This window comes from Sporomusa rhizae (assembly GCF_041428845.1).
Classification (GTDB): domain Bacteria; phylum Bacillota; class Negativicutes; order Sporomusales; family Sporomusaceae; genus Sporomusa; species Sporomusa rhizae.
In genome coordinates, this window is record NZ_CP156925.1 from 207,534 (window position 1) to 224,537 (window position 17,004).

A 17,004-nucleotide genomic window follows, 5' to 3' on the forward strand; every position below is an offset into this window, starting at 1 on the left:
CTAACCAAATAATAATAGCATCCGTTCGATTAAAGTTGTTCTACAATCCCCCCGTAAGGCATAAGGTAATTATGACTGTCGTATGGCTTATCATCGAGGAGGGAACGCTTTTGGGTAACAAAGAGTGGGTTGCTATGGTGCTGGCAGGGGGGCAAGGTACCCGGCTGGGTGCACTAACTAAAGAACTTGCCAAGCCTGCTGTGCCATTTGGCGGTCAATATCGCATTATTGATTTTACCTTAAGCAATTGCCGGAATTCCGGACTGGACACAGTAGGTATTTTGACACAGTATCAGCCGTTTGCTCTGCATGCTTATGTAGGGAATGGCAGCGCCTGGGATCTTGACAGAATGGGTGGAGGAGTTCATATTCTGCCGCCGTACGCTAAGGAAAAGGGAGGGGAATGGTATAAAGGTACGGCCGATGCTGTGTACCAAAACTGCGAGTTTCTCGAGCATTTTAACCCTGAGTATGTAGTGGTGCTGTCAGGAGACCATATTTATAAAATGGACTATGCGGCGATGCTGGAGTACCACAAGTCCTGTCAGGCCGATGTTACTATTGGTGTTATTGATGTGCCCTGGCCGGAAGCCAGCCGGTTTGGCATTATGGAGACGGCTGGGAATGGACGAATCAGGGACTTTACAGAAAAGCCCCGTCAGCCCAAAAGTAATCAGGCATCTATGGGTGTGTATATTTTTGGATGGAAAGTGTTAAAACAATACCTGGAGTATGATGCTTTACAGGGGGAATCCAGTCATGATTTTGGCAAAGATATTATTCCAGGATTGTTAGCTGCCGGGTATCGTTTGTTTGCCTATCGGTTTAACAGCTATTGGAAAGATGTTGGTACGGTGGATAGCTACTGGGAAGCCAACATGGATTTGGTAGGGGATACCCCTAAATTGCTGTTAGATGATATAAAGTGGCCTGTATATTCACCGTGTTTGCATCTGCCTCCCCAATACCACGGCGCCGCCGCGAAAGTGAGCTGCTCGCTCATTGCCGGCGGTGCAATTGTCTTAGGTGAAGTTGAGAACTCTATTATTTTCCCCGGGGTCTATATTGGTCCTGGTGCCAAAGTCCAGAACAGCGTTGTAATGCAGTACGCGCGGATAGAAAGTGATGTTACTGTAGATGGAGCTATTATTACACCAAATACTGTACTCAAAGAACTAAGCGAGGAGGTTGAGCCCCAAGGAGTTATTCAGGTAGCCGAGTGCTGTGGAAAGATAGCGGCAACGGCTTAAAGACCGCAAGTTAACTAGAAAAAGAAAATAGATTGCTTTAAAATAATTACCATATTTTAACAGGAAAAAATTACCGGTATGGAGAATAGTTGAGTACATATGCTACGTCTCACAATCTTATCCTGTGACCAAGTTGCTCTAAGACTCCCGCTTCTACAAGCGGGAGTTATACTCCTACGGGTACAGGCGAGTAACTAAGTCCCTGGATAAGGCGATTAACCTTCAGATGGGGTTAAGAAACTAAGTCTACTTTATGATAAAGGATGGAAGTAACTACATGACTACGGCTCTTTTTACTAATTTCGATGCATATTTATTCCACGAAGGTGGCAATGTTCGCAGTTATAATATGCTGGGCGCGCATGTGGAACAAGAAGGAGGCTCCGGTGGAGTATGGTTTGCCGTTTGGGCTCCTCACGCTGACGTAGTCCGGGTGATTGGCGATTTTAATAAATGGGATGGCAGTAATCATGTTATGGAGCGGTCAACTACCTGCGGTGTTTGGACGTTGTTTGTTCCGGGAATTGGTTTAGGCACTCTTTATAAGTATGAAATTGTTACTTCCTGGGGCGAAATCCTGCATAAAGCCGATCCCTACGCCTTTGCCGCAGAGCTGCGGCCGAAAACCGCTTCAAAAGTGGCCGATATTAAAAAGTATGCCTGGCAAGACGACAGTTGGCAAAAGAATAAGGCTGCTCAATCTCCTTATGAACGTCCAATGAATATTTATGAAGTTGATCTTGGTTCCTGGCGACGGGAGGCTGACAGCGAGCGACTGTCCTATCGGAATATTGCCCGGCCGTTAGCCGAGTATGCTGCTAACATGGGGTATACTCACATCGAATTGCTGCCTGTTGCCGAGCATCCTTTTGATGGCTCATGGGGGTATCAGGCAACAGGCTATTATGCCGTTACCAGCCGGTATGGCTCACCCGATGATTTCAAGTATTTGGTGGATTGCTGCCACCAGCAGGGTATCGGCGTTATTTTGGACTGGGTACCTGGGCACTTTTGCCGGGATGCCCATGGGTTAGCCCGTTTTGACGGTACGACTTTGTATGAATACACCGATTGCCGGCGTAGTGAAAACCGGGGCTGGGGGACGCTGAATTTTGACCTTGGCCGGCCGGAGGTATTGAGTTTTCTAGTATCTAATGCATTGTTTTGGATGGATGTGTATCATATTGATGGTCTCCGGATTGATGCTGTCGCCAATATGCTGTATCTCAATTATGGCCGCGAGGAAGGTGAATGGCAGCCCAATTGCTATGGCGGAACCGAAAACTTAGAAGCCATCCGTTTTTTACGGCAGCTCAATGAGACTATTTTCGCTAATTATCCCGGTGCACTGGTCATCGCCGAAGACTCAACAGCGTGGCCGCTGGTTACCCATCCTACGTATCTGGGCGGATTGGGTTTTAACTTTAAATGGAATATGGGTTGGATGAACGATATGCTTACCTATATGGAGCTTGATCCTGTTCATCGCCAGTATCATCATAACTTGGTGACATTTTCCTTTATGTATGCGTTTTCAGAGAACTTTGTCCTGCCTTTATCCCATGATGAAGTGGTTCACGGCAAGCGGTCGTTGCTTGATAAGATGCCAGGCGATTACTGGCAAAAGTTTGCTAATTTGCGCGCCTTTTATGCGTATATGATGTCCCATCCCGGTAAAAAACTGCTGTTTATGGGCGGGGAGTTTGGTCAATTTATCGAGTGGAAGTATGATGATAGTTTGGATTGGCATCTGCTGGAATACGACATGCATCAAAAGCTGCACAACTATGTCCGGGATCTCAATCATTTTTATTTGGAAAACCCGGCTATGTGGGAGAATGATAAGGATTGGCACGGTTTTTCCTGGATTGACTGCCAGGACAGCCAGCACAGTGTTATTGTTTTCAAACGGCAAGGAAAAAAGTCCGGAGATTTTATGATTGCCATACTTAACTTTACGCCGGTTGTCCGGCATGGATACCGGGTTGGCGTACCGGAAGCCGGTCATTATATTGAAGTGCTAAATAGTGATAACCCCATATACGGTGGGTCAGGTCAGGGCAATTCCGGTAAATTGGTGCCTGAAGCTGTCGGCTGGCATGGGTACGAACAGTCTCTGGAGCTTACCTTACCGCCGTTGGCTGCGGTTTATTTAAAGCCTGTTGATAGCGGTCAGTCCTCAAAATCAAAAAACCTTAAATATAAGTTTTCTCGCAGATTACAAGCGGCAATAGGGAGGGTGGGGCACCTTGCTAAGGAAAGAATGTGTTGCCATGATTTTAGCCGGCGGCCAGGGCTCAAGACTGGGAATACTGACCAAAAAGCTGGCAAAGCCCGCCGTGCCGTTCGGCGGCAAGTATCGGATCATTGATTTTCCTTTAAGTAACTGTTATAACTCAGGCGTTGATACTGTCGGCGTTCTTACTCAATATCAACCGTTAGCTCTTCATTCTTATATTGGCATAGGCAGTGCATGGGATCTTGACAGGCGCAACGGCGGGGTGTATGTCCTGCCGCCCTATGTCCGGGAAAAAGGTGGTGAATGGTACAAGGGCACGGCTGATGCCATTTATCAAAACTTTAATTTTATTGAAATGTTTAGCCCTGAGTATGTACTGGTATTGTCCGGCGATCATATCTACAAGATGGACTATTCAATGATGCTGGACTACCACAGAAGCAAACAGGCTGATGCTACGATTGCCGTAATTGAAGTGCCATGGGAAGAAGCCAGCCGATTTGGCATTATGAATACTGCCGAAGATCAGCGGATTGTCGAATTTGAGGAAAAGCCCAAAAATCCCAAGAATAATCAGGCCTCTATGGGAATATACGTATTTAGCTGGCCTGCGCTACGGGCTTATTTGGCGGCCGATGCAACAGATACTAAGTCCAGCCATGATTTTGGCAAGAATGTTATTCCTAACATGTTGGCCGGGAGTGAGCGCCTGTTTGCCTACCGGTTTGAAGGATATTGGAAAGATGTTGGTACGATAGAAAGCTATTGGGAAGCTAATATGGATCTTTTAGGAGATGAGCCGGCACTTGATTTGTTTGATCCAAGCTGGCGGATTTACTCGGTAAGCCCTACTCAGCCGCCGCATTTTTTAGCGGATACTGCCCGGGTAGTCTGTTCGTTGATAACGGAAGGGTGTCAAGTCTCCGGAGAAGTAGAAAACTCAGTATTATTCCCTGGTGTACAGATTGGCGAAGGGGCTAAGGTTAAAGATTCCATTATTATGCCTTACGCTTCTATTGGCGCTAATGCAATTATCACAAAAGCCATAATTGGTCGTAAATCAGTTGTAGAAGCCGGTGCCCAGCTTGGGGCTGATGGTCCTGCCGAGCAGGAAGGCAGCCGCTGGTTTTCCGGTATCACTTTAATAGGAGATAATTTAAATATTACCAGTGAGACGAAGATTAAGCGCAATGCCCTGCTTGCCCGCTGTTAGCTCCCGGCGCAAAGCAGCTTGCCGTTGAGGGGGAGGAAGTTTATTGAAGAATATAATGGGACTAATTAATTTACATGAAAGTCATGACTTGCTCCGGGAGATAACCAGATACCGTCCGGTAGCCGCAATTCCTTTCGCCGGCAGGTACCGGCTGATTGATTTTGTTTTATCTAATTTTATTAACTCCGGTATAACCAATGTGGGAATCCTGTCTGCCGGTAACTCCCGTTCCTTGATGGATCATATTCGTTCGGGCAAAGAATGGGATTTGGCAAGAAAAAGAGACGGGTTGTTTCTGCTGCCTTCTTTACAGTCCGGAACAGTGCAAGGAGCTTTTCCTGATGATTTGGCTGACTTTTTCAGTAACCTGGACTATATCCGCAGCAGCCGTCAACCCTATGTATTGTTGGCAGGCAGCCGGGCTGTCTGCAATATTAATTTTCAGGATGTTTTTAAGCTTCATTTGGAAAAACAGGCTGATATAACGGTATTGTATAAAGAATATACCGCGGCCGCAGTTAAACGGCTAGCCGGTGCTACCATGCTGGAAACAGACCAAGCTGGCCGTATTATTGATATGGAAATATGCCCTGTTAATCCCCGCAGCAATAAATTATCGCTGGAAATGTATTTGCTGGATCGCCAACTGCTGGTGGATTTGATTGATAGCAGCATGTCACGGGGGGGCACAAATATTGCTCGCGATTGTTTTATGAAGAATTTAAAAGAGCTTAAAATTTATGGCTATCCATTTACCGGATATTTGGCACGGGTTGATTCAGTGCAAAACTACTTTAATCAAAGTATGGAACTTCTTCGTCCTGAAAAGTGGCAGGAACTCTTTTTTGCCAATGGCTCTATATATACAAAAGTCAAAGATGAGGCACCGGCTAAGTACCAGCATGATTCCAACGTACGGAATTCGTTGGTTGCCAATGGCTCGGTAATCGCCGGTAAGGTCGAGAACAGTATATTGTTCCGCGGTGTCAGAGTACATAAAGATGCTCGGGTTATTAACAGTATTATTATGCAAAAAGGCGAAATCGGCCCAGGGGTTGTTTTAGAAAATGTTATTTGCGATAAAGATGTAAAAATTTCGGCAGGCAGGAAGCTTAAAGGCGAGTTAAATCACCCGATTGTGATTGAGAAGGGAACGGTGATTTAATTATGCTGAAAGTACTATTTGTGGCTTCCGAGGCGGCACCTTTTGCGAAGACCGGTGGTTTAGGCGATGTCATCGGCTCGCTGCCTAAAGAGCTTAAGAAGCAGTCAATTGATGTTCGGGTAATTATACCGAAATACAGTTCAATTCCTGCCGAGTATGTCAATCAAATGGTGCCCCAAGCGGCTGTTACCGTACCTGTTGGCTGGCGCCGTCAGCACTCCGGTTTACTTGAACTCAAATACCAGGATATAACTTGGTATTTTATTGATAACGAATATTATTTCAAACGGGGTACCTTGTACGGTCATTATGATGAGGCCGAAAGGTTTGCTTTCTTATGCCGGGCTGTACTCAAAATTTTGCCTCAGCTCGGCTTTATGCCGGACATAATTCACTGTCACGACTGGCAAACCGGTCCACTGGCCGCTATGCTCAAACAGCAATACCTTGTCCGCAATGAGTACTCGGCCATAAAAACAGTATTTACAGTTCATAATTTAATGTATCAAGGTGTATTCCCCGCAGATATTCTCGGTGATTTACTCGGGCTGCCGGCCACGGTTTTTAACGCTGACGGCCTGGAGTTTTTTGGGCAGGTGAATTATCTCAAAGCCGGGCTGGCCTTTAGTGATGTTATTACTACGGTGAGTAAGTCCTATGCTTCTGAAATTCAGCAACCCTATTTCGGCGAAAAGCTTGACGGCTTTTTAACTAAACGTCAAGGAGATATTTATGGGATTATCAACGGTATTGATTGCGATATTTACAACCCGGCCGATGATCCCACTATTTATACCAACTACACTTGGCGGGGAACAACAAAACGACTTGGCAATAAACTCAGGCTGCAAGCCGAACTGGGTTTACCGGAAAGTAGGACAACACCGCTGATTGGAATTGTGTCGCGGCTGGTAGATTCAAAGGGGCTTGATTTAGTTGCGCATGTTATGGAAGAACTGTTGGCACGGGATGTGCAGTTGGTTGTGCTGGGTACAGGCGAAGCACGGTTTGAGAGTTTGTTCCAAGAGGCTGCTAGGCGCCATCCGGATAAGGTATCGGCCAATATTACCTTTTCCGATAGTCTGGCGCATAGAATTTATGCCGGTTCTGACATGTTCCTGATGCCTTCACGGTTCGAACCTTGCGGTATCGGCCAACTGATTGCCCTTCGGTATGGCAGTATTCCCATTGTCCGGGAGGTTGGCGGATTAAAAGATACCATTACGCCGTTTAATACTGCGACCGGGGAAGGTAATGGTTTTAGTTTTGTCAGTTATAATGCACACGAAATGCTTAGTGTAATTGAAGACGCGTTGGCCTTGTATCCGGATAAGACGCAGTGGGCAAAGCTTGTCAGGAATGCAATGCGCTCTGATAACAGCTGGCAAAGTTCAGCAAATGAATATAGGCGGTTGTATGAAACCCTAACTGCCAGATAGTGGGGAAGAGCGGGGACTGTGAATGGTGTTTAGAGTGGAGGGGATGAAGGTTATGCTTAAATCCAAGCAAGAATTTAAAGAGGCCTTTATTAACAAACTGCAGACCCTGTTCGGACAAAGCCTTGACGAGTCATCTATCGCCGATAAATATGTTGCCTTAAGTACAATGATTAAAGAAGAAATCAGCAAGCTCTGGTATCAGTCCAACAGACAATATCGCGTGAGTAAAGAAAAACAAGTTTATTATTTCTCTATGGAATTTTTATTGGGGCGGTTGTTAGGCAGCAACTTGTACAATCTCGGGTTAACTGAGTTTTGCAGTGAAGGGCTTAAAGAACTTGGTATTGATTTGAACGAGCTTGAGGCAGTCGAGCATGATGCCGGTTTGGGAAACGGCGGATTGGGACGTCTGGCGGCTTGTTTTCTCGATTCTATAGCTTCTTTGCAGCTGCCTGGACATGGTTGCGGTATTCGTTACCGTCATGGCATGTTTGAGCAAAAAATTGTTGATGGTTATCAAATTGAGCTGCCTGACAATTGGTTGCGGGACGGATATGTATGGGAGGTCCGCAAAGCCGATCGCGCGGTTACCGTAAAGTTTGGTGGTCATGTTCGGTTAGAGGACCAGGGCGGGCGCTATGTCGTTTTTCATGAAAACTACGAGCCGGTAGTTGCGATACCTTATGATGTGCCTATTGTTGGTGCTAACTGTAATACGGTTAATACGTTACGCCTTTGGAGTGCTGAAACCAATCACTTTGATTTTCCCTCCTTTAGCAAAGGGGATTTTTTAAAAGCCGTTGAAAAGAAATATTCCCTTGAGGCTACTTCGCAGATTCTCTATCCTGATGATAACTATCCGGAAGGCAAAACGTTGCGGCTTAAGCAACAGTATTTCTTTGTTTCAGCAGGGCTGCAGAGTATTATTAGGCGATATAAAAGAACTCATGGGGCAACCCCTGATGATTTGGCCAAAATTCATAAAAAGATCGCTATCCATATCAACGATACCCATCCGGCTTTGGCAGTACCGGAGCTTATGCGTATTTTGATGGATGAAGAGGGGTTAAGCTGGGAAGATGCCTGGAATACTACCAGACAGACTATTTCCTACACCAATCATACTATCTTGCCTGAGGCGCTGGAAAAGTGGCCTATCGAAATGGTAGAGCGGCTGTTGCCGCGCATGTATATGATTATTCGCGAGATAAATGAACGGTTTTGTGCTGTTTTATGGGAAAAATATCCTGGCGACTGGGATAAAATCCGGGCTATGGCCATAATTGCCGACGGGTATGTGCATATGGCGCATTTGGCGGTTGTTGGCAGCCACAGTATTAACGGTGTGGCTGAAGTGCATAGTAATATCCTGAAAAAAGAGGTTATGAGTAACTTTTACCAGGTTTATCCGTATCGTTTTAACAACAAAACCAATGGTGTTACTCACCGCCGCTGGCTGGCTAAAGCCAATTCGGCTTTGGCCGGTATTATTACCGAGGCCATTGGTTCAAGCTGGCTGGCTCATCCTTACGAACTTGCCAGTCTTCACCGGTATGCCCATGATGCGGAGCTTCAGGATCGCATTAAGGCTGTTAAACAGGCCAATAAAAACCGGCTGGCGCAGTTTATTCAAGAGAAGATGGGGATTGTCGTCGATCCGCATTCCATTTTTGACGTGCAGGTCAAACGCATTCATGCCTATAAGCGGCAGACATTAAATGCACTGCATATATTGGATCTTTATAACCGGCTAAAGGCAAGTCCCGGCCTGGACATTGAGCCGCGCACCTTTATTTTTGCCGGCAAATCAGCTACAGGCTATTATCTGGCGAAACACATTATCAAGTTTATCAACACCTTGGCTCAGGTTATTAACAATGACCCGGATGTCGGTGGTAAGATTAAAGTTGTTTTTTTGGAAAACTACAGTGTATCCTTGGCTGAACTAATTATTCCGGCAGCTGATGTCAGTGAGCAAATATCAACTGCCAGCAGGGAAGCTTCGGGAACCGGCAATATGAAATTTATGATGAACGGGGCTATAACCATTGGGACCTTAGACGGCGCCAATATTGAGATTTGTGATGAAGTGGGTAATGACAACATCGTTATTTTTGGTTTAACCGCTGAGGAAGTATTAAACTACTACAAATACGGCGGGTACAATGTGCTTGACGTGTATCATAACAATCCACACTTACGACTGGTTGTTGACCAACTTACCAATGGTTTCTTACCTGTCAGCCCGGATGAATTTAATTGTATTCATCATTCACTCATTCGGGCAAATGACGAGTTTTTTGTATTGAAGGATTTTGCCGCCTATGCGGAAGCCCAGGAAAAAATAAATAGTCTCTATCGTGACTCAGCCCACTGGCAGGCGATGGCGATAAATAATATTGCTTTTTCCGGCCGGTTCTCCAGTGACCGGACAGTCTCGGAATACGCTATCGGGATTTGGAGGATTAAACCGGTAGTAATTAGGGAAGTTTAATACTAGAGGTGACTTGGCATGAATCAGCAATGGATACTGCATGACTCCCATAATAAAGATTTTCGCAGCCCTTTTGGAGCTGCTTCTTGTCACAGCGAAATAAAACTTAGATTAATGATTGCTGCTCCGCAGCACCAGGGACTTACGCCAGTCACTGAGGTACGGCTAAGATTATGGCAGGATGGTATTGGCGAGACCTTGATAAACATGCATCATATTGAGGCATCATATGGTCAGCACCTATACCAGGCGGTCATCACTACGCCAGATACCCCGGGAGTACTTTGGTACTACTTTATTGTTAACAGGGGAGGGAAAATTTTTTATTATGGCAATAACCAGGATGAAAAAGGCGGCCTAGGCCAAATCCAGGATTATCCCCCTCCGTCCTATCAAATCAGCACTTACCTTTCGGGAGCCGTTACCCCTAATTGGCTTAAACATGCCGTTGTTTATCAAATTTTTGTTGACCGCTTTTATAACGGCATGCCTGACGGTGAAATTCTTAATCCGCCTCCGGGCAGCCTATTGCATGCTCATTGGCAGGATACTCCCGTCTATACTCGCGAAATGAATACAGGCGCAATCATTGCCTATGATTTTTTTGGCGGTAATTTGGCAGGGGTAATCGCCAAGCTGCCCTATTTAGTTGAATTGGGAATTACGGCTATTTATTTTAACCCGATTTTTTCATCACCGTCTAATCATAAGTATGATACTGCCGACTATAAGACAATTGACCCGATGTTTGGCAATAATGAGGTGTTTGCCGAGCTTTGTTCCAAAGCAAGCGAGCTTGGTATTGCCATTATTTTAGACGGTGTATTCAGCCATACCGGCAGCGACAGCATTTATTTTAATGCCGAAGGAACCTACCCCGAGGTAGGGGCTTATCAATCAAAGGAATCACCATATTACTCCTGGTACAAGTTTACCGATTATCCTGAAAAATACGAATCATGGTGGGGCGTTGGCACATTACCCAACGTCAATGAAGAAGCCCCTTCCTATCAGCATTTTATTATCGACGGGCCTGACAGTGTGCTCAACCATTGGTGTAAGGCCGGCGTGAAAGGGTGGCGGCTGGATGTTGCCGATGAACTGCCGGAATCGTTTTTGAAAAAGTTTTATAAGACGCTGAAAGAGCATGACTCGGAAGCTGTTTTAATTGGTGAAGTATGGGAAGATGCTTCGCACAAGGTTGCTTACGGATATCTTCGCCAGTACTTCAACGGTACCGAGCTGGATTCTGTAATGAACTACCCGTTTCGCAAATTGGTGCTTGATTATATGTTAGGTTGGCGGGAAGCGCAGGCAGTGCACAGAGATTTGTTCAGCCTCTATGAAAACTATCCGAGAGAGAATTTTTACGCCAGCCTTAATATTATTGGTAGTCATGATGTGCCGCGTATTTTGACGCTATTGGCTGAGGCGGCCCCGGAGCAGTCTCACAGCCCTCTCAGTGCCTATAAATATAAGTTAACACCCGAGCAGCGCGCCTTGGGAATGGCGCGGCTGAAGCTCGCGGTTCTCTGGCAAATGACTTTTCCGGGCACCCCTTGTATCTACTATGGCGATGAAGCCGGTGTGGAAGGCTATAGCGATCCTTTGAACCGCCGCACCTATCCCTGGGGGAAGGAAGACACCAGCTTAATGGCTTGGTATAAACAACTTGTCGGGTTGCGCAACAGTTATCCCGTGCTGGGGACAGGTGAGTGGCTGCTGCTTGCCGCCGAAGGCGATTTATACAGTTATGTGCGCCGGATTCAGGGCGGCAGGGATGTCTTCGGTGAGTTAGCCGCCGATAATACGGCTGCTGTTATCTTAAATCGCAGCCGCCATACATCGGCTACGGTCACAATCGATACGGCAAGATGGTTCGCAGACCAGGACTATGTTACCGATGTGCTGACAGGAGAACAAATCGGAGTGCCTGACGACGGCCGTCTTAGTATTACCCTGCCGCCGCTAACTGGCCGGTTGCTGTTGGCCGACGCCTTGCCAAAGGCTGAAGAATGTACCCGTGCAAGTGGCGTTTTGCTGCATCCCACTTCGTTGCCATCACCCTTCGGCATTGGTGATTTGGGATCAGAGGCTTATAAATTTGTCGATTTTTTAGCAAACAGCGGCCAGCACTACTGGCAGTTTCTGCCTTTGAACCCGGTTGGCTTTGGTGAATCGCCGTACCAATGTTTGTCGGCGTTTGCCGGTAATCCACTGTTAATATCACCGGAAAAACTGGTAGAGGCCGGCTGGCTGGCGGAAAGTCAATTATCTGTGAACGAATTTGCTGACTCCAATCCAGGCATGATTGATTTTCCTAAGGTTAAATTGTTAAAAGAAAAGGTGCTTCGTCAAGCTTATGTCGGCTTTCAGGTGCGGGAAGCGGATGACAGGTACCGGCATTTTTTAGAAACGACAGCAGAATGGCTGCCTGATTATACGTTGTTTATTGCACTCAAGAAACATTTCCGCAACTTGCCCTGGAATGAATGGGACAGGGACATCAGCCTGCGTCAGCCTGAGGCTATGGACTTTTACCGGCAGGAGCTGGAAGCGGAAATTGCTTATCAAACCTTCTTGCAGTTTGCTTTTTGGTCACAATGGAGTGAGCTCAAAACCTATGCTAACAGGAATTCTATCCAGTTAATCGGGGACTTACCGTTGTTCATTGCTCATGACAGTGCTGATGTCTGGGCAAATCCTGGTTTGTTTGAACTGGACCAAACCGGCAGCCCGGCTAAGGTGGCCGGTGTACCGCCAGATTACTTCAGTGAGACCGGGCAGTTGTGGGGCAATCCGCTATATAACTGGGAAGCCATGGCGGAAGACGATTACTATTGGTGGCGGTGCCGCATTGAAGTCTTGCTTACATTGGTCGATGCTATTCGTATTGATCATTTCCGGGGCTTTGAAGCCTACTGGGAAATTCCGGCCGGTGAACCGACGGCCGTCAACGGCCGTTGGGTAGCCGGGCCGGCAGCCAATTTTTTTACCGTTTTAGAAAAGTATCTCGGCAAACTGCCGTTGGTGGCTGAGGATTTGGGGGTAATTACTCCTGCCGTTAACAGGTTGAAACATAAGTTTAGTTATCCGGGGATGAAAGTATTGCAGTTTAGTTTTGGTGATGGCCGGTCGGCACCATTATTCCCGCATAACACTGGCTATAGTACCATTGCCTATACAGGGACGCACGACAATGACACTCTGCGGGGCTGGTGGCAAAAGCTTGATAAAACTGAGCCCTGGTTAAAACATCTTGTGGTGGAGTACCTGGAACGGTGGGAACCGGGGTATAACCGGAGTGATACCGGGGTATGTGAATTACTTATTAGGCTGACGTACCAGAGCCAGGCACAAACGGTTATCCTGCCGTTGCAGGATATTCTGGGACTGGAGTCGACGGCCCGGATGAATACTCCCGGTACCGTCGGCGGCAACTGGAATTGGCGGCTGGCACCAGGAATGCTTACGGCTGATATTGCCGGGCGTTTGACAGGTTGGACGCAGGCCAGTGGACGCAGCAATTGTAAGATATAGCCTGTAAAGTAACAGGAATACGGCCCTCCCATAGAGAACAGGTAAAATAATTACCACTGTCTCAAGGGAGGGTTTTAGTATAATGCGAATTAATACACTGTACTTTAGTGCCACAGATACAACGAAAAAAGTAGTAACAGGTGTAAGGACAGAACTTGCTGCGAATACCGGCAATGAGGACGGATTGAATATAGACTTTACTTTGCCGGACAAAAGAAAAGTGCCACCGACTTTCAATACGGAGGATATTGTCATAGCTGGGGTCCCTGTTTATGCAGGGCGAGTTCCGAATGTACTGGTAAACTACCTAAAAAGCATTACCGGTAATGGTGCACTTGCGGTTGCTGTGGTTGTTTACGGCAATAGGAACTATGATGATGCACTGGTAGAATTGCAGGATATTCTGGAAGAAACCGGTTTTAAGGTGATTGCTGCCGGCGCTTTTATCGGTGAGCATTCTTTTTCCAGGAGTCTTGCAAAAGACCGTCCGGATGAACAGGATATGGTCATAGTCAAAAATTTCGCTAAGCAAATTGGCAAAAAAATACGCGGACGGCACCAAACAAAGGACGTCGCTATAAAAGGCAGCAGACCATATAGCAAGCACTATATACCTAAAAATGAAAAAGGCGAACCTGCTGATATTAGAAAGGTGACGCCTAAAACCAACAGCAGCTGCACAGATTGCAAACGTTGCGCATCATTATGTCCGATGGGTTCCATCATGTATGAAGACGTAGCAACTGTAACGGGTATTTGTATTAAATGCGGCGCGTGTATAAAAAAATGCCCTGTTCAGGCAAAGTATTATGATGATCGGGATTATCTATGGCATAAAGAAGAATTAGAAATTAATTTTTCCGTTCGCCGAGAGCCGGAGTTGTTTATTTAATGTCACAAAGATATTCATAGGTTAGAACAAAATGATTTTAGTAAAACAATTTACACTTTTTCGGGAAAAAGTTGACAAAATATAGGTTTTTTGTATACAATGTATTATAATACAGAATAAAAGACGATGATCAGAAGAGTAGGCATAAAATAGATATTTTCAGCGAGCTGGGTTTGGTGTGAGCCAGTAATGCTTAATATGACCGAAAATCATCTGTGAGTTGCAGGCTGAACAATAGTAAGCCACGCCGGGCCTTCGTGAGAAGGAAACAGTGCCCGTTATCGCGCTGGGGTATCGAGCTTTGCTCCGTACTTTATGAGAGATTGCAGCTATTTATAGGTTGCAATAATTAGGGTGGTATCGCGGATTAACCTCCGTCCCTTTGCATCAAGGGGACGGAGGTTTTTATTTTTATATATTTTTATTCAGGAGGTAATTATGAGCGACTATAATCTTAACTTACAAATGATAAAAGAGGCAAAACAGCGAATTACCCCCTTTGTCCACCAGACTCCGCTGCAGCAGTTCCGGACATTGAGTGAAATAACTAATTGTTATGTTCATTTAAAACTAGAGAATATGCAGAAGACAGGGTCTTTTAAAATTAGGGGAGCAGTTAATAAGATATTTAGTTTGACTGCGGAGGAAATGGGATATGGTGTTATTTCAGCATCGGCTGGTAACCATGCGCAAGGGGTAGCGTGGGCAGCAAAAGCCTCAGGTGTACCGGCTATTGTGGTTATGCCGGAAAAGGCACCGGTGGCCAAGGTTCGGGCAACTCAGTCCTACGGTGCCCAAGTAGTATTACACGGCCAGAATTATGATGAAGCCTATCAACATGCCCGAAAGCTGCAAAGGGAGAAGAATCTGACCTTTATTCATGCCTTCGATGATCCAGCCATTATTGCCGGACAAGGTACTATTGCGCTTGAGATTATGTCTCAGATGTATGACGTGGATGCCATTGTCGCACCGGTCGGCGGGGGTGGTTTAATTGCCGGCTTGGCGGTAGCTGCCAAAGAGCATAACCCTAAAATAAAAGTTATTGGCGTACAGTCTGCGGGAGCGCCGTCTATGGCGAAATCACTGGCTTGTGGTTTGCCGCACTGCCTGCCTTCCGTCAGTACCCTTGCCGACGGCATTGCCGTAAAACAGCCGGGAGATATTACTTTTAGCTATACGGAAAAATATGTGGATGAGCTTGTCCTGGTAGATGAGGAAGAAATTACCGCCGGAATATTATTTATGTTGGAAAGAGGTAAAATCATTACCGAAGGGGCAGGAGCAGCTGGAGTAGCCGCACTTTTAGCACATAAGATCAACCTGCCGGAACGGAAGGTGGCAGTGGTAGTCAGCGGCGGTAATATAGATCCGCTGCTGTTGTCAATGCTTATAAAAGACAAGTACAGGCAAGTAACTAATTTATAACATAATTCCGCGTATTATATGCTTTTAATTCCCATTCGTTGTGTGGTCTATATAAAGATACCCTCCTGCCTATTGAAGCTGCAGAAGGGTGTCTTTTTTTAATCGGTATAAAGTTTCAACCTGGAATAAGAACGGATACTTTTTTATTCAAAACAATTTGACAATATATTAATAAATATTATATTGTATTTGTATAAGGATAGTTAAAAACTATAAAGGGATTGAGACAAATAGAAATACGTCAGTTAGAATATTTTCATTCAGTTTGCAAGTTAAACAGCATTTCCAAAGCGGCTGCTGAGCTGCATGTTACCCAGCCCTCTATTTCGATTGCTATTCAAAAGCTGGAAGAAGAACTCGGCGTTCAGCTCCTTGACCGCAGTCAGCGGCAAATCGCCCTGACGGATGAAGGTCGTATTTTTTTTCGGTGCGTCAATGATATACTCATGCGCATTGGTGATTCGGTTAATGAAGTAAAGGATTTTAAGCCCTGCCAAGGGGGTTCCATAAAGATAGGTATTCCCCCAATGATCGGGGTATTTCTTTTTCCGCACATTTTTGCCAAATTCCGCGAGCAATATCCTGAGATCGAACTCGTCGCTGTGGAAGCGGGTTCGTTATCTATTCCCAAATTACTCGAAGAGGGAAAAATCGATATTGGCATTATCACCAAAGCCAGTTCGTCCTTAGTATTAGAAACTCAGCCTATTACTATGGCTCAGCTCCATGTATGTTTACCTCACAGCCATCCGCTAAATAGCTTTACCAGCATACCTTTTGCCAAGTTAAGCGGCCAACCCTTTATTTTGCTAAAAGAAGATACCTATAACTACCAGATAGTTATGAATGAATGTCAAAAACATCATTTTACGCCACGAATCATTTTTTCCTCCAGTCAGATTGGTACCATCATCAACCTGGTAGAAATGGGAGTTGGCATCACTTTTTTATTTGATGCGATTGCCCGAAAATACCCCGCTATTAAGAGTCTTCCTTTGGAAGAACCTATTACTTCTCCTATTTTTTTAACCTGGAACAGGAAAAGATATCTTACTAGTGCTTCACGTGCTTTTATTGATTTTATTTCCAGCATACATCTTAATTTGGAGTAAACTATTCTTGTTGGATCCTGTAAAGGTTTTGCTGACTTCAATTGGGATCAACCGGCAAAAAAAGACTTCTCATGATCGAGAAGTCTTTTTTTTTAAACCGATTGGTATTATGATGATAGCTCTTCAGTTTTAAAAAATGGCTTTGCAACAACACATCTTCTGTTTCATAAATATAAATTATACAAATATAAACACAGTATATTTTTAATTTATATAATTTGTGACTATACTA

Annotated in this window: 10 protein-coding genes and 1 other annotated feature; all 10 genes read left to right on the plus strand. The window is 45.4% G+C overall.

Annotation, left to right across the window (positions count from 1 at the left end):
- Positions 1-110: 110 nt before the first annotated feature.
- Entirely contained in the window at positions 111-1,250 is a 1,140-nt protein-coding gene (locus SRRS_RS00850; protein WP_371365356.1) for a glucose-1-phosphate adenylyltransferase, read from the plus strand.
- A gap of 277 nt (positions 1,251-1,527) precedes the next feature.
- Positions 1,528-3,621 (plus strand): 1,4-alpha-glucan branching protein GlgB, encoded by a 2,094-nt coding sequence (gene glgB, locus SRRS_RS00855; RefSeq protein WP_371365358.1) that lies wholly within the window; start codon positions 1,528-1,530, stop codon positions 3,619-3,621.
- A complete protein-coding gene (locus SRRS_RS00860) occupies positions 3,524-4,702 on the plus strand; it encodes a glucose-1-phosphate adenylyltransferase (protein ID WP_371369685.1) in 1,179 nt (392 codons plus the stop codon). Before glgB ends, SRRS_RS00860 begins: the two co-directional genes overlap by 98 nt.
- 43 nt (positions 4,703-4,745) lie before the next feature.
- Positions 4,746-5,867 carry a glucose-1-phosphate adenylyltransferase subunit GlgD gene (glgD, locus tag SRRS_RS00865; RefSeq protein ID WP_371365360.1) on the plus strand — a complete coding sequence of 374 codons (1,122 nt, stop codon included), beginning with the start codon at positions 4,746-4,748 and terminating at the stop codon, positions 5,865-5,867.
- A gap of 2 nt (positions 5,868-5,869) precedes the next feature.
- Positions 5,870-7,306, plus strand: a complete 1,437-nt coding sequence (gene glgA, locus SRRS_RS00870; RefSeq protein ID WP_371365362.1) for a glycogen synthase GlgA — start codon at positions 5,870-5,872, stop codon at positions 7,304-7,306.
- Between the two features lie 52 nt (positions 7,307-7,358).
- Positions 7,359-9,800, plus strand: a complete 2,442-nt coding sequence (locus SRRS_RS00875; RefSeq protein WP_371365364.1) for a glycogen/starch/alpha-glucan phosphorylase — start codon at positions 7,359-7,361, stop codon at positions 9,798-9,800.
- A gap of 18 nt (positions 9,801-9,818) precedes the next feature.
- The gene (locus tag SRRS_RS00880) at positions 9,819-13,340 is read left to right on the plus strand and encodes a bifunctional glycogen debranching protein GlgX/4-alpha-glucanotransferase (RefSeq protein ID WP_371365366.1); all 3,522 of its coding nucleotides are present in this window, start codon (positions 9,819-9,821) and stop codon (positions 13,338-13,340) included.
- An 82-nt stretch (positions 13,341-13,422) separates the two neighbouring features.
- Positions 13,423-14,232, plus strand: a complete 810-nt coding sequence (locus tag SRRS_RS00885; protein ID WP_371365368.1) for an EFR1 family ferrodoxin — start codon at positions 13,423-13,425, stop codon at positions 14,230-14,232.
- Positions 14,233-14,349: 117 nt separating this feature from the next.
- Positions 14,350-14,617 (plus strand) — a binding site (T-box leader).
- A 53-nt stretch (positions 14,618-14,670) separates the two neighbouring features.
- Complete coding sequence (gene ilvA, locus SRRS_RS00890; protein ID WP_371365370.1) at positions 14,671-15,660, plus strand: threonine ammonia-lyase; 990 nt, start codon at positions 14,671-14,673, stop codon at positions 15,658-15,660.
- Between the two features lie 221 nt (positions 15,661-15,881).
- Positions 15,882-16,772 carry a LysR family transcriptional regulator gene (locus SRRS_RS00895; RefSeq protein WP_371365372.1) on the plus strand — a complete coding sequence of 297 codons (891 nt, stop codon included), beginning with the start codon at positions 15,882-15,884 and terminating at the stop codon, positions 16,770-16,772.
- The last annotated feature ends 232 nt before the right edge of the window (positions 16,773-17,004 follow it).

Coding starts and splice junctions, on each gene's coding strand:
- ilvA (WP_371365370.1), top strand. CDS start 14,671: ATGAGCGACTATAATCTTAACTTACAAATGATAAAAGAGGCAAAACAG.
- SRRS_RS00860 (WP_371369685.1), top strand. CDS start 3,524: ATGATTTTAGCCGGCGGCCAGGGCTCAAGACTGGGAATACTGACCAAA.
- SRRS_RS00880 (WP_371365366.1), top strand. CDS start 9,819: ATGAATCAGCAATGGATACTGCATGACTCCCATAATAAAGATTTTCGC.
- glgA (WP_371365362.1), top strand. CDS start 5,870: ATGCTGAAAGTACTATTTGTGGCTTCCGAGGCGGCACCTTTTGCGAAG.
- glgB (WP_371365358.1), top strand. CDS start 1,528: ATGACTACGGCTCTTTTTACTAATTTCGATGCATATTTATTCCACGAA.
- SRRS_RS00875 (WP_371365364.1), top strand. CDS start 7,359: ATGCTTAAATCCAAGCAAGAATTTAAAGAGGCCTTTATTAACAAACTG.
- SRRS_RS00885 (WP_371365368.1), top strand. CDS start 13,423: ATGCGAATTAATACACTGTACTTTAGTGCCACAGATACAACGAAAAAA.